Below are 18,064 nucleotides of genomic sequence, written 5' to 3'. Positions count from 1 at the left end.
AAGTGTTTTTTATAAAGTAAGATATGCGTATAGATGCCCACCAACATTTTTGGTTATTTGATCCGTTGACGGATACTTGGATTACTGAAGAAATGAAGGTAATCCAACGTAATTTTCTGCCCAACGACATTTCGAAGACGCTTAAAGATCATCGTTTAGATGGAGCAGTTTTAGTACAAGCTCATCAGTCTCTAAGAGAGACCGATTTTCTGATCGAGTTGGCAGATGCTTATAAGATGGTCAAAGCCGTCATCGGGTGGATCGATCTAAGGGCAGAAGATATAGAGGAACAGCTTTTGAAGTTTTCCGGAATTCCAATTGTGAAAGGCTTTCGGCATAATGTGAAAGCAGAGATGGATGTCGATTTTTTGATGCAAGATTCTATTCAGCGAGGAATTAGAGCGCTTACACAACATCATTATACCTACGATCTGTTAATACATCCACGACATTATACTAGTACATTACAATGTGTGGCCAGTAACCCTGAACAGGCATTTATGTTGGACCATATGGCTAAACCAGCGATTGTGGCAGGAGAATTTGATGCATGGGCATCTTTTATAGATAGCCTATCTGTATTCCCCAATGTATACTGTAAAATTTCAGGACTTGTCACTCAGGTTGGTTGGGAGAATTGGTCCTTTAATGATTGTGTGCCTTATGTAAAACATGTTATATCTTGTTTTGGACAGCGTCGCGTTTGTTTTGGGTCAGATTGGCCGAAAAGCTTAGTGGCGGCTACATATGAAGAAGTACTTTCGATTGCAGAAAGATGTGTGGAAGGGTTTGACGAAGTCGAGCAGGCTGATTTTTGGGGGCGAAATGCTGTACGGTTTTATGGGATAACGTAACTTTCTATTTATATAAGAAGTTCCAAACAGATTTTTTTCTCCGTTCCACTTCTTTTCTGTCATGTATGAGCTCATGCGCGAGTTTGTCGATGACCAATTCGTTTTCACTGATCACTTTATCGGATAGGGCTACTATCTTTTGAATATTTGATTTACTGGCGGCATCCATTCCAGGATCAATAGAGGACAGGTTGCTTGGTTCTATGCGGATGTAATTGCCTGCATGGTTTACAGAGCGAAATAGTTGTTTAATAAAATAATCATTACTCTCTGAGGAGCTAGAGGTCATAATATCCACTAAAGCGGGGCCAATAGAGATGGCCCATTTTTTCTTGAAATCTTCGTAATTGTAGGCGTTTTTTGTGATTCCTGTACCTAGTGAAAGTATGTGTATGTCGTTTATGCTAAAAGTATTAAAGTTTTTTAAAACTTCAATAAGGGCTGATATCGCAGGGTTGTGCGCGAATAGTCCTCCATCGACGAGTACGTAACGAGTATTGGCGAGGGAGAATATCTCGGCCACTGAAAAAAAGGTTGGTGCAGCGGAGGTGGCCCTACATACGTCTCGCAGGTAAAAGTCTCGTGAGTCACCATGACTTATGGCTTTTTGTTGTCTGAAAAGGTGGTTTTTGCGAAGCTCAATATTGTATGCTGTTATGATACAGGGTTTGATGAGTTCACTCAGCTTGGTGTCTCCAAAATAATCAGCGAGTATTTTTTCGATAACCTCTTCATTATAGATCTCACTCACTAAACCAAACTTGCTTAAGAATTTTCTCCACTTGCTGGCTGAAAATATACTTTCTCCGTGTTCGAGGTAGATATCTAAAGCTTCTCTCGCAGAGTATTTTGGTTTAGAGGGATCTTGTTCGGAGGGAAATAGTAGAATCGATGTTAATATGCCACCGGTACTGGTCCCTGAGAAAAAGTCGAAGTATTCGGAAATATGGGTTTGGGGATTTCCACTGATTTCTTTTAGTCTGTCCTCAAGGGCGACTATCAGCATACCAGGGATAATACCCCGTATTCCGCCGCCATCAATGGAAAGTATTCGCTTCATTTTTTCTTGTTGCTTGAGTCTAAAAATAGCGAATTAGTTATGGAAAAGCAAGGAAGGGCTAATTCATCACCCCTTGACCTGCTTGTGTTTCTTCTACAGTTTCTTTTTGTGCGATTAACGTAGGTGGTTTTGCTTTCAATACTTTTGATTGCGCTAAATAAGTCTTATTTTCTGCATAAATAAAAAGCATTGTCCCGTCTTTAATTGTATTTATGATCGGCTTAGCCAAATCCCTTGGTAGAGCTGGGCATCCATAACTGCGTCCCAGTCTGCCTGTAGAATTGATTATTGACTGGCTACAGTAATCAGCTCCGTGTACCACTACGGCTCTAGGTTTGGCCTGGTCATTGATTCCTTTTTCCAGTCCGTCCAGTACTAAAGAGTACCCGTTGCCTCCTTGATAGGTATTTACGGTTTTGTAAAAACCAAGGGAACTCTGGTGGGAACCATGACTGTTAGAAAAAGATGTGGCATACTTCTCTCCACTGTTTCTTCCGTGAGATACAATGGTATGAAAAAGTATTTTCTTGTTTTTTAAATCAATTACGGCCATACGTTTTTCCGTAGAGGGTAGCGAAAAGTCGATTACGGTGATGATATCCTTATTTTTAAAGGACATATTTTGATAGCCTTTCATGGCCATTTCGAATGCTTCAAACTTAAGCTTGCCTTTTAAGGCTATTTCCTTGTACAGTTTTGCGATGAAAGACTCATCTTCTTTTTCTTGTAGCGAGTCCACTTGTTGCGCTGTGGGGATAGTTTCAGGTTTAAGTTGATTAGGTTTGCTGAATATGGCGTAAAATCCCGCCAGTGATGTCAATCCTATAATAGCTATTGTCTTTTTCATATACACACATTTTCCTTCCACATACAAAGGTCGTTACCAATGTGTTATAAAAATGTTAAGAAATGTTAATTCTTTTCGATAGGATTAATCTATGACAATTACAAGCGATGAAAACGGCTTTATCCAGTCATAAACGAACTTCGCGTGAGATGAGGCATTTCTTACACACATATGCGAACGTGGCGTCGTGCCGAGTGTCCAGCTGTATTCGATGATCTTCGCTTTGGGGTCATTTGTAGGGACTCCGTGTATATAGGCTCCGTTAGTAAACCGACTTGCCCAAGGAGCATAACCTGCTATATTGGTCGTTCCATCTGCATAATAGAACATTTTTGGTTTTTGTTCTTGGAGTAGATAAATGCCCACAGGTGTCTCCATGCCATAGGGAGGATTGTGTCTTCCTGTTGTAGAGGGGTTCATGCTTCGTATAATCCAGCTGTCGTTTTTATGTTCCAATGCACATATGTTTTGATTAGTCACGTCTACAACGACAATATGTTTAAAGGAAGCTGTATCCCCTATGGCTTTAATATAGCGTTTTGGGATATCCCATTCGCCTTCGATGTTCGTAAGACCTTTAATACGGACCATGTTTAAGGTGTCGCTTGATAGCAATTTGACGAGTGAACCATCCCGACCGTATATTGTTGGTACTTTGGTCTCACCGATTTTATAAAGAGGGGCAGACTGATAGCGTTCCGTTCCGAGTGTGTCCGACACCCTTTTATAGGCATTTCGCTTGAAATTTGCTACTGTTGGAGCCTCTCCATTTTTATGTTTGTAGTTTGCGACTAACCCATAATTGTTGTGTTCCCGTTGGAAGTTTTCGATATAGGCCAACTTTTCTTTAATTTTATCCCATTGAAATACACGAAAAGTATCTTTATACTTATACTTGTCTTCTAGTGTATATTTTTCGAAGATCAGTTCTTTGCTGAGTGTAATGTCCGCTGCCGTCCGCGGACGCATTCTCTCTTTTTCCTCTTCTGCTTTTTTTGCTTGAGCAATGCTATCGGCTTTTATTTTTTCCTTATCTACTGTTTGAGGTGATGCCTTGCGGTCACAGGAATAAAAAAATGTGAGCGCAATGGCGAAAACCATAAAACTGTATGCGCGGCTTATGCTACGTGAATATTTCATATAAGGGTTAATCTTAAATAATTAAAAAGAGTATAGCAACGTTTGTACCAAAAATGATTGAACGTCTTTTTATTAGGGTTTTCGTTTGAAAAATCGCTGGTTTCAGCTAGTTAAAAGATTGTGGCATGTATGATAAGTCCGCTCAAGTCCCCATAAGTCCGTTAAAGTCCGCTCAAGTCCGTTATAGGTAGTGTTTAGCTGGTGTGTAGCAAGGAGATTTCTAGAGGCTTTTTGGCAACAATGACGTGTTTTTGATTGGGTATTGGACGATCCTAGATAATAGGGAATAGTTTGGTCTCGATTGACCTATTGAACAGCTGTAACTTGTCGAAAAACGGTTTATTGACCGGGTTTTCCTGTAAAAGATATGGTAGGTAGATTACCTTGGTGTTTATTAAAAGTTGGTAATAGCCCATATGTAGACCATTGTTTTTTTGTACGGCACGAACTTCTTTTAGTTCTGTTACATCTTTTAGTAAGTTGAATTCGAGAGATTTGCCATTAATCCATTCTATATGTACATCTTGGGTTTCTGAGTCATAATGTATCTGTTGGTCCCGTATTGTTTTGACGTGATTATTGAGTACAAAGAACTGAGCGATTAGGTATATGCTTATAGGTAGCATAATTAATGCAATCTTGAATTTTGCAGCTAGAGCTACTATGAGAATCAATAGTACTAATCCAGAACCTACCGTATATAAGGTGCGTTTTAACCCTCTTTTTAGGAGCTGTGTTGGAGCTGTGACTTCAATAACTCGGGAAGAGTTTATTCGCTGCGATGGTTTATTGAAGTTGAAAAAATTAAGCCGGCGGAGTGTGAAGTATATCAACACCGCCAGCAAAATACCTATGATGATTATTTTTCCCAAAGTATGGTCTTAATATAATGGGTTAATACTGTTCATTCTCATTTGGATAATCTAACGCCTTGACATCAGCTACATATTGTGCTGCTGCATTGGTAATCTCTTGATAGAGGTTGAGGTATTGACGTAAAAATTTAGGTTTAAAATCTTTAGTCATTCCGAGCATATCATTAACAACCAAAACTTGTCCATCACAACCATTGCCGGCCCCGATACCTATTGTAGGGATGTGTAAGGATTTTGAAACCTCTTCTGCCAGTTGCGCTGGTATTTTCTCTAGTACGATAGCAAAACAGCCTGCTTCCTGTAGAGCGAGTGCATCGGTTTTTAGTTTTTCTGCTTCAGCCTCGTCTTTTGCACGGACACCAAATGTTCCAAATTTATTGATGGACTGTGGTGTTAGTCCGAGGTGACCACATACGGGGATACCAGCGTTTATTATTTTTTTGATGTTATCAATTATTTCTTCACCACCTTCTAGTTTAAGTGCATGTGCTCCTGATTCTTTCATCATTCTTACTGCAGCTTCGTATGCTTTGTCAGTCGATCCCTGATACTCACCAAAGGGAAGATCGGCTAAAACGAGTGCGCGTTGGCATCCTCTGGCTACCGCTGATGTATGATAGATCATATTGTCGAGCGTAATTGGGAGAGTGGTTTCGTACCCGGCAAACACATTTGCTGCAGAGTCGCCTACTAGAATAACGTCTACTCCTGATTCATCTAAAGCTTTCGCCATAGTATAGTCATAGCCAGTCAGCATACTTATTTTTTCGCCACGAAGTTTCATTTCCTTGATGCTAGAAGTAGTGACGCGCTTAATGATTTTATTTACGGACATGATATAATTGTTTTGTTGCAAAATTATAAATAATAAAGGTGCTGTCTGCATATTAATGTAAAAACCTTATGTTGCTAAATAGTCGCCTAGTTTTTATATTTTTGCACTATGATTCAAAACGACAACCGTTTATTTAAATTTCCGAAATTCAACGATCTTATCATTTACGAAGATGATAATCTTATTGTTATCAATAAACCACCTTTTGTCGCTTCTTTAGATGAACGTGAGGGGGGAGAAGTTAACATCCTTCGTTTAGCAAAACGTTATTATGGTGATGCGCAGATTTGTCACCGATTGGACAAGGATACTTCTGGAGTGCTTCTTATAGCAAAGAATCCAGAGACTTATCGTTTGGTTTCTATTGAGTTTGAAAAGAGAAGGGTGAATAAAGTGTATCATGCTATTATACAGGGGACCCATACTTTTGATAACCTTACCGTTGATTTGCCTATCTTGAACCAGGGAAATAAGAATGTGAGTATTGATCGGGCAAATGGTAAGCAGGCAGAAACGATTTTTAACAGTATACGTTATTTTAAACATTTTACACTGGTGGAATGTCGGCCTATTACAGGGCGGATGCACCAGATCCGTATACATTTGGCAACACAACATGCTGCTATCGTAGGGGATTCGATGTATCGGGGTAAGCCTGTTTTTCTATCGCAGATAAAAAAGCGTGGTTTTACGATGTCCAAAGATGAGGAAGAATTACCAATAATGAAGCGTTTTGCACTTCATTCAAAAAGTGTAGCCTTTACTATTGATGGAAAGAGTTATGCTTTTGATGCGGAGTATCCGAAGGATTTTGCTACTTTACTTAAGCAATTGGAAAAATTTGACACCTAATTTCTGGAAATGATGGCAGAAAAGAAGAAAATTAAAAATATTGTCAGTTGGATTGTTTTCGTGGTGCTCATGGGCTTGGTCCTATGGTCGCCGAGTCGAATTTTTATACAGCAGCAGCTGATGAAAATCGGTTTTTTTAAGCCAAAATTGGAAAAGCCTGTTGAGGCCCAGGCCGGTGATAAGGAGAGTGATCCCGATTCCATCGGTGACAAAGCATCATTCTCTAGTGCAGATAATATTGTCTATGATACGGAACAGCTCAAAGGTAAGGTGCTGTTTATCAATTTTTGGGCGACATGGTGCCCACCTTGTCGAGCAGAAATGCCGTCAATCCAGAAATTGTATGATAAATTTAAGGGTAACGATAACATCGAGTTTTTGATTGTGGAGATTGAAGGAGATGTAGAAGGGACGGCGAAGTTTTTAACAGACCAAAAATTGAAACTACCTATCGTATATCCTAACGGTGAAATTCCTTCCAATTGGTTGGGAGGAGCCATTCCTACTACTGTGATATTGGATAAGAATGGGAAGATTGCTGCAAAAGAAGAAGGTATGTATGATTACTCGACTAAAGAGGTTGAAGCATTCGTGCAGAATCTTATTGATCAATAAAAGTTAAATGAATAGACAGGAGTTAATAGAACAGATTAAAGAGAAGCAATCTTTTCTTTGTGTTGGTTTAGATACGGACATTACTAAGATACCGGCTCATCTTCTTGATGAAGAGGATCCTATTTTTGCTTTTAATAAAGCTATCATAGAAGCTACTGAAGATCTCTGTGTTGCGTATAAGCCTAATATTGCGTTTTATGAAAGTTATGGTGTTCGTGGCTGGCATTCCTTGCAAAAAACATGGCAAGCAATTCCCAAGAGCTGTTTTAGTATAGCAGATGCCAAACGTGGAGATATCGGTAATACATCTAATATGTATGCGCAGGCTTTTTTTGACGAGGCTGTGTCGGGGATGGGATTCGATTCGATTACGATAGCACCTTATATGGGTAAGGATTCTGTAACGCCGTTTTTAGATTTTGAAGGGAAATGGGCGATAGTGCTTGCGCTGACTTCCAATTCCGGAAGCAAGGATTTCCAGAATTTTTCCAATACAGATGGTAAGCAGTTGTTTGAAGAGGTAATCGATAAAGTCAATACTTGGGGTACTGTAGAGAATCTGATGTATGTGGTGGGAGCTACGCGTGGGGAAGCTTTTTTGAAGATTCGTGAGCATGCGCCAGATCATTTTTTACTTGTTCCCGGAGTGGGAGCTCAGGGAGGATCGCTTCAAGATGTATGTCAGTATGGGATGAACAAAGATTGTGGTTTGTTGGTGAATAGTACCCGCGGTATTATCTATGCTTCGAGTGGTAAGGACTTTGCGGAGCGGGCTAGAGAAGAGGCACAAAAGTTACAGAAAGAAATGGAATTGGAGCTTATCAAGGCTGGAGTCATTTAATTGATTACTATTGCTATCTTAAGAGCTAAGATATATAAAAGGAGCGACCAGTCTAGGTCGCTCCTTTTTTAGCTTATAAATCCCTTGACATACTGTTTGGTGATCTCATTTTGAGGATTCAGGAGGATGTCTTCTGTTTTTCCAAACTCTATTATTTCGCCATTGTATACAAAGATGATGTAGTCAGAGACTCTTCGTGCCTGACGAAGTATATGAGTTACTAATACGATGGTGTATTCGCTTTTCAGGTCTATCAATAGATTTTCGATAGTCTGTGTAGATATAGGATCCAAGGCTGAGGTGCTTTCGTCACCGAGTATAATCTCAGGCTGCACAGCTAGGCCACGGGCTAGACAAAGACGTTGCTGCTGGCCTATAGACAGTGTCGTCGCAGAATGGTGTAGTCTGTCTTTCACCTCCTCCCATAGTCCTACGTTTTTTAATTGGGTTTCTACAATTTCTTTTAAGACTGTTTTGTCCCGTTGACCATGTATGCGCGGTCCATAGGTGATATTTTCAAAAATAGACATAGGTAATGGGAAGGGGCGTTGGGAGAGTAACCCCATTTTTTTTCTGATGTGTGTGACTTCGGCGTCTTTAGCGTAAATGTCTTCCCCATTAACCAGTACGGAGCCATTTATTTTTACGTTTTTGCTGTCATCCATCAATCTATTCAGTGTTTTCAGTAGTGTTGTTTTTCCACAACCTGACGGTCCTATAATGGATGTGATCGAGTTATTGGGGATTGCTAAATTTATGTTTTTAAGAATGTGTTTCCCTTCGATATGTACATTCAGATCCTTGATTTGTATGTGTGGCAGTTGCATCTGCGTTACAGTCTGTGTTTCTTTTGTCGCGAGGCTAGTATATGTGTGCATATGACAATGATTAGAATGATAAATGTTAATATAAGCGCGGAGGCATAGGCTCTTCCCTGTACTTCGGGGATCGGGCTGCTAAGCTGAAAAAAAATGGCTAGTGGCAATGTTGCCGCTGGTTCGTCGAGATATAAGGGAAGATTATCGCTGAACCCTGTAGTTAGCAATACCCCTGCTACATCTCCGATTGCTCTTCCAAAGGCGAGTAGAAGGGCTGTGAATAGCCCTGGTTTGATATACTTCAATAGTATCTGGGCGGTCTGCCATCGTGTAGCCCCCAATGAGGTAGTGGTGTTTTTGAGGTCTAAAGGAATGGTTTTTAAAAGTTCATCCAGCGTACGTACCACTATAGGGATGGTGAGGAGTGTGATCGTAATGACACCACCCAATAGGGAAGCACGGATTCCTAATGTAATCATAATACTGAAGGCAATGGCTCCATATACAATTGATGGTATGCCAAATAGTATATCAAACAAGAGTTTTGATACCCGGGACAGGGTAGAAGTCTGATCGACGTAGGCATTGAGGTAGATGGCGATAGGTAGCCCTATTAAGCAGGCTAGTATTGTCGATAGGCCCGCTAGATAAAAGGAGCCCAAAATTGCATTGAGTATCCCTCCTTCTTTACCGATATAGAAACCGCCTTGAGGTGTCTGGCTGATCATGTCCCAGGTGAGGTGGGGGAGCCCTTTGAAAAGGATAATCCCTATAATTAGAAAAAGGGAACCTGTAATTCCTATACCCGCGAGTTGCATTAATATTTTTGCGATTTTTTCCCGTCGCAGTCTTGATTTAATGGTTGACATTATGCTTTTTCCTCCAGTTTATTTAGTATTAGTCGCGAAATAAGATTGAATAGAAAGATGATCGTCAGCAATAGTAGAGCCGCGAACATTAATGCAGCATCATAATGTGGTATGGACATCATCTCTCCAAAGTTGTTGGCTATGAGTGCGGGGATAGGATATCCGGCATCGAATAGAGACTTTGGGACTTGGGGTATGTTGCCGCAGACCATGAGTACTGCTATTGTTTCTCCAAAAGCACGTGATGTTGCCAGTACTATGGCAGCGATTATTCCAGGGCGAGCTTTTTTTAAAATGACTTTTTGTATGGTTTCCCATCGTGTAGCGCCGAGTGATAGTGATGCTGCTTTTAGATCCGGAGGTATAGTCTGTAGTACTTCTACCATGATGCTGATCATAATCGGAAATATCATAACAGCGAGTACTATTCCACCGGAGAGAATAGAGTACCCCGCGTTCGTGCTCCCAAAAACAGGCCCTATATAGTTTGATATCAGGGGTACGACGAATAGAATTCCCCATACGCCATACAGTACGGGGGGGATAGCTGCCAGTACATTTATTAAAGGGAGTACTGTTTTTTTTAAGAGAGCGGATGCATATTCAACCAGGTAAATCGAAGATAGGAGGCATAGTGGGGCTGCGATAACCAGGGCTATCAATGTAACCGATACTGTGCCGGTGATAAAGGGTAGGAAACCAAACTGTCCTTTCAGTGGAGACCAGGTGCTTCCGCTTAGGATGGTGAATAGGTTCTGGTCTTTTAATAAGGGCAGTGATTTAATAAACAGTCCAATGCCTATGAAAACTACCATGGACAGCGTCAAGAGGAGTAGGATTCGAAATGTGTAGCGTATCCATAGGTCTTTTAGAATGCGTAGTCTCATTTGCTTACTGTGTTTGTTTTTTACGGAGCGAGGCTCTGCTTTTTAGTTGATAGGAATAGTGTTTATTTTCTCTCTTTCGACTTTAAGTTGGTCGTCTGTAAGTGGGATATATCCGTTGCTCAATAGGTGCTCTTGTTGTTCTTTTTTTAGGACAAAGTGTATAAACTCTCGTATCAATGCGTTAGTGTTTCCTTTTTTTACTACAAATGCCAAGGGCCTCGAGGGAGGGGAAGGGTACTTTCCTGATGCCACTGCTTCGGTCAATTGATCTAGATTGTAGTAGAAGTCTTCCGCTGTGTCAATTTTTCCATTCTTGTTTTTATCGATTGGTATGACACTTATGTGCGCTGCAGTTTTTTTAAGGTTTAGATCATAGACATAGTTGATGTTGTTAAAGCCGATACTATTTGGCTCTTCCTTGATGGCTTGCGCCAAGCCTGGGTCACCGTATATACCAATACCTTTTAAGTCTTCTTGGTTTTGGCCTAGGTATTTGGCCCATGTCTCTGCCGCACCTGCAGCATCTGAACGGACATAGGTGATTATGGGAGCAGCTGTAAACCTAGGGTCAATATCGCTCCATTTCTGATAGGATTGTGTGACAAAGATTCCTTCGAGTTCCTGTTGCGTAAGTCCCCTCTTTTTTAGGAGTGTGGCATTGGGGTGGTTGGTATTAAACGTTCCTAGCACAGCGTCTTTTGCAACAAAAATAGGGAATGCTCCTTTTTTTAATTCTTGCTCATGAAAATCTCGGGATACAAGACCGATATCCATCATATCTGTGAGCACATCTGTTATTCCTTTACCTGCTCCTCCTGCCGAAATATTGAAACGGACATTGGGGTGTATTTTTTTAAAATCCTCACTCCATAAAACCACAATGGGGTATAGCGCGAATGCACCAGATAGGGATATGTTGCCTGAATATCCTGTCTTTGGGTCATAGCTGTTTTGTGCTTTTGGTGCACAGCTTGATATTATTATGGATGCTAATATGCTAATACGTAGTTGTTTCATCCTTTTGTTTGCTTTACCGAAAAGAGTTGTAAATATATTTTTTACAAATATATACTAATTTGGTAGATTATGTAGTTATTGTTGATTTTGTTTTATACATTTGTTGCGTTCTTGTTTTGTGAACCGTAATTATAAAGCTTGGATTGACACATTTTTAGGTAAAAAATATGCAGAGTTTTCGTACTGAATTAGAGAATCCTGTGGTTGAACAGGAGATTATTGAACTAGATAAAAAGATAAGGGCTTATCAGGAAGGTTCTTTGCCGGAAGAGAAGTTTAGGTCACTTCGTTTGGCTCGGGGGGTGTATGGGCAGCGTCAGCCTGGAGTGCAGATGGTTCGTATTAAATTGCCTTTTGGAAAGGTAACCTTTAGACAGTTGCTGAAGATTGCTGCTATCTCTGATGAATATGCGAGTCGTAATCTTCACCTTACAACACGTCAGGATATACAGATTCACTATGTGAGTTTGGCAAAGACTCCTGAGCTCTGGGCTAAATTGGCAGCTGATGATATTACTTTGAGAGAGGCCTGTGGGAATACGGTCCGTAATGTGACTGCATCTGCTACAGCAGGGATAGATCCGGATGAGCCATTTGATGTGTCTCCTTATGCGCAGCAGACATTTTCTTATTTTCTTCGTAATCCAGTCTGCGCTGAAATGGGACGGAAATTCAAGATCTCCTTTTCGTCTTCGGACAAGGATACCGCATTTTCTTATATTCATGACTTTGGTTTTATTCCTAAAGTAAGATGGAATGATGGGGTAGAGGAGCGTGGTTTCAAGGTGTTGATGGGAGGTGGCCTAGGGGCTCAGCCTATTCTTGCGGAGGAAGTGTATGATTTTCTTCCAGAGGATCAGGTTATTCCATATATAGAGGCTACGTTGCGTGTTTTCGATCGTTATGGGGAGCGTAATAATCGGAATAAGGCTCGTTTTAAATATTTGGTCCAGAAGGTAGGACTTTCGGAGGTGCTGCGTCTTATTGAGGAGGAGCGAATAGCAAACAAGAATACTGTTTTTGTGGTCGATCGTAGACTGGTGGAAGCGCTTGTTCTGCCTGAAACGGCAATCGATGCGGTACCTGTAGTCGACGAAAGAGCTTTTCAGGTGTGGCAAAAAACGAATGTATTCGCTCAAAAGCAGTCAGGTTATTACGGGGTGTATGTAAATGTGCAGACAGGAGATTTATCTACTGATAAGGCTAGGCGATTGGTATCGGGTATACAGGGGCATGTGGCAGATGATATCCGTATTACTCAAGGGCAGAATTTGCTTTTTAAGTTTGTCCGTGAGGCTTCTCTTTCGCATTTATTCAATTTATTGGTTGAATTAGGTCTGTCGAAACCGGGTTTTGATAGTACGGCTGATATTACGACTTGTCCGGGGACCGATACTTGTAATCTAGGGATATCTAATTCTACGGAGATGGCTCGTGTATTGGAGGGGTATGTTCATGAATTTTATACAGATTTTGTTTTTGAGCAGGGATTGAAGATTAAGATTTCGGGCTGTATGAATTCTTGTGGTCAGCACGGTTTGGCGCATATAGGTTTTCATGGAAGCTCAGTTAAAGCAGAGGGTAAGGTGGTTCCTGCTGCGCAGGTGATGTTGGGCGGAGGTACTGTTGGTGATGGTAAAGGACGCGTTGCCGAACGTGTCATCAAGGTGCCTACGAAACGTGTTCTTCAGGTTGTTGATCTTGTTCTTTCCGATTATAAGATCCATAAATCGGTCGAAGAGAATTTTCATGGGTATTATGATCGTGTTGGAAAGGATTATTTCTATCGGTTGTTGAAGCCGTTGTCTGATCTGACGACATTGACTGCAGATGAGTTTATTGATTGGGGGCATCAGGATACTTTTGCTACGGCAATTGGTGTTGGGGAATGTGCTGGGGTGGTGATTGATCTGGTGGCTACTTTACTTTTTGAGGCTGAGGAAAAGATTGATTGGGCAAAACAGGCTTTGGAACTCGGTCAGTATGCTGATGCTATTTATCACAGCTATAGTGCCTTTGTTTGGGGAGCTAAAGCCTTGTTGCTTGACCGTGGAGTCAATGCGAGTACACAGATTGCAGTTATTGATGGGTTTGATGACGTGTATGTCGCGAGTGGGGAATTTCGTTTTCTGACTTCTTTTTCGGAACGCGTACTCCAGATTAATAAATACGAGCCTTCTAAGGAATTTGCGGAGGCTTATTTGATACAGGCTACTGCTTTTTACTATGACGCCGCCGAACGTAGGTCGGCGCTAAGGGGTAATTCTTAAAGGATATTTGGAAATGAATAAAATACAACCATTTGTAACATTGGTAGGAGCCGGTCCGGGCGATCCTGACTTGATTACATTGAAAGGAGTGAAAGCTATCGCATGTGCTGATGTTATTCTTTATGATGCTTTGGTGAATGATGCTTTATTGTCTTATGCTAGACCTAACTGTACAAAAGTGTATGTGGGGAAACGGGCAGAGCGGCTGTCTACTTCACAGGATTACATCAATAGACTGATGGTGGATTATGCGTTGACGCATGGGCATGTGGTTCGGTTGAAGGGAGGAGATTCTTTTGTATTTGGTCGTGGTGGTGAAGAGTTGGATTATGTACATGGTTTTGGTATTCCTACTGCAGTCATTCCGGGGATATCTTCAGCGATTGGATTGACAGGGATTCAGAAGATTCCTTTAACTTATAGAGGTGTCAGTGAGAGTTTTTGGGTAATTACGGGGTCTAAGTCTGACGGAAGCCTGTCCTCCGATCTTCAGTTGGCAGTAGGGACAGATGCTACGGTAGTGGTATTGATGGGGTATGGTAAGTTGCGGGAGATTGTTTCCTTGTATGAGGGCGGTGGAAAGTCTACTTTGCCGATTGCTGTTATTCAGAATGGCTCTTTAGCTACTGAACGTATTGTGTTGGGGACGATAAGCTCTATTGTTGAAGCTGTGGAATGCAGTGGTGTTGGTGTGCCCGCTGTTATTGTGATTGGAGAGGTGGTTAGCAAGCATGCTGCGTTCAGTAGGATACGGAACGAGATCCATTATTTGCAGGTGTGATGAACAGGTTGTTTCCTATATTTCTTAAGCTTGAGCAGTTACAGGTTCTGTTGATTGGAGCTGGCCCGGTGGGATTGGAAAAGATAAGCGCGTTATTGCAGCAGAGTCCCAAAGCGAAGGTTCGGGTCGTTGCTAAGGATGTTTCTGGGGATTTTAGAGCATTTGTGCAAGGGCAAGAGCATGTTGATCTGTGCGAACGTAGTTTTGAAGATGTGGATTTGGATGGGGTGGATCTGGTTGTGGTCGCGAGTAATAACACGCTATTGAATCAACATATACAGGGGTTGGCAAGGAAGCGTAATGTATTACTCAATGTGGCCGATAAACCGGATTTATGTGATTTTTATTTGGGATCTGTCGTGATGAAGGGGGATTTAAAGATTGGTATCTCTACCAATGGAAAGTCGCCGACTATTGCAAAGCGGTTGAAGGAGTTTTTACAAGGATTGTTACCGGAGGAGATTGATGAGACCTTGGGATTGATGTATGAGATGCGTGAGCAGCTTCGGGGCGATTTTGGAGAGAAGGTACGGTTATTAAATGCCCATACACGAGAGTTATTGGAAAGGAGTCAAAAATGATTGATGAACTGAAACGTGTGTTGAATGGTTTGCAGGCGGAGGAAATTATTGCGTATGTGGCGGCGCAGTATGGGAATCGGGTTGTTTTCTCTACTTCATTCGGGGTAGAGGATCAGGTTTTGACCCATATGCTTGCTGCGAAAGCTCGCGATACCTCGGTATTTACCTTAGAGACCGGTCGTTTGTTTCCGGAGACTTATTATATTTGGAATAGAACTTTAGAACGCTATGGTATGCCTATTAGGGCTTTCTATCCTCAGGCCGATGCGTTGGAAGCTATGGTGAGTGATAAGGGACCAACAAGTTTTTATGAGAGCGTAGAAAATCGTAAGGAATGTTGTTTTATCCGTAAGATAGAGCCTTTGCGGCGTGCTATTAAAGGGTTTGATGTTTGGATTACAGGAATTCGGGCAGAGCAATCTTCGAATAGAGAAGATATGGGGATTGTGGAGTGGGATGAAGGTAATGCTATTATTAAGGTTCACCCTTTGTTTCACTGGACTTTGGCAGAGGTAGAGGGATTCTTGAAGGCATTTAATGTGCCTTATAATCCGCTTCATGATAAAGGGTTTTTAAGTATCGGGTGTCAGCCCTGTACGCGGTCTGTAGGTGCAGGCGAGGACTTTCGTGCAGGCAGATGGTGGTGGGAAGACAAGAGTAAAAAAGAGTGTGGTTTACATGGAGAAACTTAGAAGTTAGAAATTAGAAGTAGGAATTTAGAAGTTAGAAAATAATGGATTATTTAGATCATTTAGAAGCAGAGGCTATTTATATTCTTCGGGAGGTAGCTGGGCAATTTGAAAATCCAGCTTTGTTGTTTTCGGGAGGTAAAGACAGTATTACGTTGGTGCATCTGGCGAAGAAGGCATTTAAGCCAGGTAAATTTCCGTTTCCGCTTGTTCATATTGATACTGGACATAATTTCCCGGAGACGATTGTATTCCGCGACTGGTTGGTGGAGCAGGTTGGTGAGCGGTTGATTGTAGGGTCAGTACAGGAAAGCATCGATCAGGGGCGGGTGATGGAGTCTACAGGGAAGAATGCCAGCCGCAATGCCTTACAGACGGTAACATTGTTGGATACGATAGCCGTACACGGTTTTGATGCTTGTATCGGAGGCGCGCGTAGGGATGAAGAGAAGGCTCGTGCCAAAGAGCGTGTTTTTTCTGTGCGTGATGAGTTCGGGCAATGGGATCCCAAGCGGCAGCGTCCGGAGTTGTGGAATATTTTTAATGGGAAGATAAATAAAGGAGAGAACGTCCGTGTGTTTCCGATTTCGAATTGGACAGAGCTTGATGTTTGGAACTATATCAAGCGGGAAGGGATCGCTTTGCCTTCTATTTACTTTAGCCATAGTCGGGATGTGGTATGGCGTAATGGACAATGGATGGCGAGTGCGGACTGTTTACAGGTGGATGCAGATGATCGAGTTGAGCGTCGGTCTGTACGCTTCCGGACGGTAGGCGATATGACCTGTACGGCCGCCGTGGATTCGCACGCGGTGGAGTTGGATGATATCATTGCTGAGATAAAAGCGTCGACAGTCAGTGAACGGGGGGCGCGGATGGATGATAAGGTATCCGAGGCTGCTATGGAGGAGCGTAAGAAACAGGGGTATTTTTAGCGTATGGTGTTGGGTATATACAATATTTAGATGTTAAATAATCAGAAATGAATATATTAAAATTTATTACAGCAGGTTCTGTTGACGATGGTAAGAGTACCCTGATAGGCCGGTTGCTATATGATACGAATTCTATACTGGATGATCAGCTTGAGGCGATTCAAAAGGCTAATCGTAAGAATGATGATGGTACGGTTGATCTGGCGATATTAACGGATGGTCTAAAGGCGGAGCGTGAGCAGGGAATTACCATTGATGTGGCCTATAAGTATTTTCAGACGGAAGCACGTAAGTTTATTATTGCCGATGCTCCTGGGCATATACAGTATACGCGTAATATGGTGACAGGAGCTTCGAATTCTGATTTAATCATTGTTCTTATCGATGCGCGAAAAGGGGTGATAGAGCAGACTAAACGACATTCGTTTATTGCGAAGTTGCTATCGTTACGAAAAGTTCTAGTTTGTGTCAATAAGATGGATATGGTGGATTATAGCGCGTCTGTTTTTGAAACCATTAAATCGGACTATCAGCTACTGGCAGATAGGCTCGGTATTAAAGATGTTGATTTTGTTCCTGTATCTGCATTGAAAGGGGATAATATTGTGTACCGTTCTGATCGAATGGGGTGGTATACGGGGCCTACGCTTTTAAAGTATCTGGAAACAGTAACCTGGGAAGAGGAGGTGAGCAATGCCTGGCGTCTTCCTGTTCAATGGGTGATTCGTCCGCAGAGTGCAGATTTGCCCGATTATCGGGGATATGCCGGGCGTGTGATTGGAGACGGATTGACGGTCGGAGAAGAAGTTGTGGTGCTGCCGAGTGGTGTTCGCAGTCGGGTGCAAGCTATTGAGTTTGATCAGAAGGACCTGTTGTATGCCGTGGATGGACAATCCGTTGTTTTGCATCTGACAGATGATGTCGATGTTTCAAGGGGAGACTTTATTAGTAGCGCAACCAAGGTGTCCCGTTCGGAACGAAGTTTTGAAGCAAATGTGAGTTGGTTTGAAAATCGACCGTTGGATACCAATCAGGTGTATATTTTGCAAAATCAGACACAGGTGACAAAGGTTAAGGTGTTGGAGGTTCTATATCGGTATGATGTTCATAGTCAGGATAAGGTGTATGACGGTGGTATAGGTTTAAATGATATTGGACGGATTTTGGTAAAAGCTGCCGATGAGGTCGTGTTTGACCTGAACAATGAGCTAGCTGCTAATGCGAGAGCGATATTGATTGATCCGCGGAATAACCTTACGGTGGGTGCGCTGACTATAGAGGGGATTGGTTAGCTATCC

The 18,064-nt window shown here is 41.9% G+C and carries 19 protein-coding genes; 10 read left to right on the top strand and 9 right to left on the bottom strand.

Annotation, left to right across the window (positions count from 1 at the left end; all coding sequences use genetic code 11):
• Window positions 1–23: 23 nt before the first annotated feature.
• Window positions 24–854, top strand: coding sequence for an amidohydrolase family protein (locus JKG61_RS06385; protein ID WP_202102144.1), 831 nt, complete (start codon window positions 24–26; stop codon window positions 852–854).
• Window positions 855–858: 4 nt separating this feature from the next.
• Here the strand turns inward: JKG61_RS06385 and JKG61_RS06380 are convergent, their stop codons facing one another.
• The 5 genes from JKG61_RS06380 to panB all read right to left on the bottom strand — a co-directional run bounded on the left by JKG61_RS06380 (window position 859) and on the right by panB (window position 5,611).
• A complete protein-coding gene (locus JKG61_RS06380; RefSeq protein ID WP_202102143.1) occupies window positions 859–1,914 on the bottom strand; it encodes a patatin-like phospholipase family protein in 1,056 nt (351 codons plus the stop codon).
• Window positions 1,915–1,972: 58 nt separating this feature from the next.
• Window positions 1,973–2,761: a murein L,D-transpeptidase catalytic domain family protein gene (locus tag JKG61_RS06375; RefSeq protein ID WP_202102142.1), complete on the bottom strand. Its 789-nt coding sequence runs from the start codon at window positions 2,759–2,761 to the stop codon at window positions 1,973–1,975.
• Window positions 2,762–2,845: 84 nt separating this feature from the next.
• A complete protein-coding gene (locus tag JKG61_RS06370) occupies window positions 2,846–3,901 on the bottom strand; it encodes a L,D-transpeptidase (RefSeq protein ID WP_237249394.1) in 1,056 nt (351 codons plus the stop codon).
• Between the two features lie 272 nt (window positions 3,902–4,173).
• Window positions 4,174–4,773 (bottom strand): hypothetical protein, encoded by a 600-nt coding sequence (locus JKG61_RS06365; RefSeq protein ID WP_202102141.1) that lies wholly within the window; start codon window positions 4,771–4,773, stop codon window positions 4,174–4,176.
• Window positions 4,774–4,795: 22 nt separating this feature from the next.
• Window positions 4,796–5,611, bottom strand: a complete 816-nt coding sequence (panB, locus tag JKG61_RS06360) for a 3-methyl-2-oxobutanoate hydroxymethyltransferase (RefSeq protein ID WP_202102140.1) — start codon at window positions 5,609–5,611, stop codon at window positions 4,796–4,798.
• A 108-nt stretch (window positions 5,612–5,719) separates the two neighbouring features.
• Here panB and JKG61_RS06355 point away from each other — a divergent pair, with 108 nt between their 5' ends.
• From JKG61_RS06355 to pyrF, 3 genes are read left to right on the top strand one after another with little or no spacing between them, the layout of a single operon-like run.
• The gene (locus JKG61_RS06355) at window positions 5,720–6,463 is read left to right on the top strand and encodes an RluA family pseudouridine synthase (protein ID WP_202102139.1); all 744 of its coding nucleotides are present in this window, start codon (window positions 5,720–5,722) and stop codon (window positions 6,461–6,463) included.
• A gap of 9 nt (window positions 6,464–6,472) precedes the next feature.
• The gene (locus JKG61_RS06350; RefSeq protein ID WP_237249393.1) at window positions 6,473–7,078 is read left to right on the top strand and encodes a TlpA family protein disulfide reductase; all 606 of its coding nucleotides are present in this window, start codon (window positions 6,473–6,475) and stop codon (window positions 7,076–7,078) included.
• A gap of 7 nt (window positions 7,079–7,085) precedes the next feature.
• Entirely contained in the window at window positions 7,086–7,919 is an 834-nt protein-coding gene (gene pyrF / locus JKG61_RS06345; RefSeq protein ID WP_021072283.1) for an orotidine-5'-phosphate decarboxylase, read from the top strand.
• A gap of 68 nt (window positions 7,920–7,987) precedes the next feature.
• Here the strand turns inward: pyrF and JKG61_RS06340 are convergent, their stop codons facing one another.
• The 4 genes from JKG61_RS06340 to JKG61_RS06325 are packed head-to-tail and all read right to left on the bottom strand — an operon-like array spanning window position 7,988 to window position 11,510.
• Window positions 7,988–8,797, bottom strand: coding sequence for a phosphate ABC transporter ATP-binding protein (locus JKG61_RS06340; RefSeq protein WP_021072282.1), 810 nt, complete (start codon window positions 8,795–8,797; stop codon window positions 7,988–7,990).
• Window positions 8,752–9,606 (bottom strand): PstA family ABC transporter permease, encoded by an 855-nt coding sequence (locus tag JKG61_RS06335; protein ID WP_202102138.1) that lies wholly within the window; start codon window positions 9,604–9,606, stop codon window positions 8,752–8,754. Before JKG61_RS06335 ends, JKG61_RS06340 begins: the two co-directional genes overlap by 46 nt.
• Window positions 9,606–10,493 (bottom strand): phosphate ABC transporter permease subunit PstC, encoded by an 888-nt coding sequence (gene pstC, locus JKG61_RS06330; protein ID WP_202102137.1) that lies wholly within the window; start codon window positions 10,491–10,493, stop codon window positions 9,606–9,608. The genes JKG61_RS06335 and pstC overlap by 1 nt, the downstream gene beginning before the upstream one ends.
• A gap of 42 nt (window positions 10,494–10,535) precedes the next feature.
• The gene (locus JKG61_RS06325) at window positions 10,536–11,510 is read right to left on the bottom strand and encodes a PstS family phosphate ABC transporter substrate-binding protein (RefSeq protein WP_202102136.1); all 975 of its coding nucleotides are present in this window, start codon (window positions 11,508–11,510) and stop codon (window positions 10,536–10,538) included.
• 167 nt (window positions 11,511–11,677) lie between these two features.
• On the opposite strand from JKG61_RS06325, the gene JKG61_RS06320 reads away from it, so the two are divergent.
• From JKG61_RS06320 to JKG61_RS06295, 6 genes are read left to right on the top strand one after another with little or no spacing between them, the layout of a single operon-like run.
• Window positions 11,678–13,780 (top strand): HEPN domain-containing protein, encoded by a 2,103-nt coding sequence (locus JKG61_RS06320; protein WP_202102135.1) that lies wholly within the window; start codon window positions 11,678–11,680, stop codon window positions 13,778–13,780.
• A 13-nt stretch (window positions 13,781–13,793) separates the two neighbouring features.
• Entirely contained in the window at window positions 13,794–14,561 is a 768-nt protein-coding gene (cobA, locus tag JKG61_RS06315) for a uroporphyrinogen-III C-methyltransferase (RefSeq protein ID WP_202102134.1), read from the top strand.
• On the top strand, window positions 14,561–15,142 hold the full coding sequence (locus tag JKG61_RS06310; protein WP_202102133.1) for a precorrin-2 dehydrogenase/sirohydrochlorin ferrochelatase family protein: 582 nt from the start codon (window positions 14,561–14,563) through the stop codon (window positions 15,140–15,142). The genes cobA and JKG61_RS06310 overlap by 1 nt, the downstream gene beginning before the upstream one ends.
• Window positions 15,139–15,834 carry a phosphoadenylyl-sulfate reductase gene (locus JKG61_RS06305; protein WP_202102132.1) on the top strand — a complete coding sequence of 232 codons (696 nt, stop codon included), beginning with the start codon at window positions 15,139–15,141 and terminating at the stop codon, window positions 15,832–15,834. Before JKG61_RS06310 ends, JKG61_RS06305 begins: the two co-directional genes overlap by 4 nt.
• Before the next feature lie 41 nt (window positions 15,835–15,875).
• On the top strand, window positions 15,876–16,766 hold the full coding sequence (cysD, locus tag JKG61_RS06300) for a sulfate adenylyltransferase subunit CysD (protein ID WP_202102131.1): 891 nt from the start codon (window positions 15,876–15,878) through the stop codon (window positions 16,764–16,766).
• 47 nt (window positions 16,767–16,813) lie between these two features.
• Window positions 16,814–18,058, top strand: coding sequence for a sulfate adenylyltransferase subunit 1 (locus JKG61_RS06295; RefSeq protein WP_202102130.1), 1,245 nt, complete (start codon window positions 16,814–16,816; stop codon window positions 18,056–18,058).
• The last annotated feature ends 6 nt before the right edge of the window (window positions 18,059–18,064 follow it).

Source organism: Sphingobacterium faecale (genome assembly GCF_016746095.1).
GTDB lineage: Bacteria > Bacteroidota > Bacteroidia > Sphingobacteriales > Sphingobacteriaceae > Sphingobacterium > Sphingobacterium faecale.
This window is presented reverse-complemented; position numbering and strand designations above follow the sequence as displayed.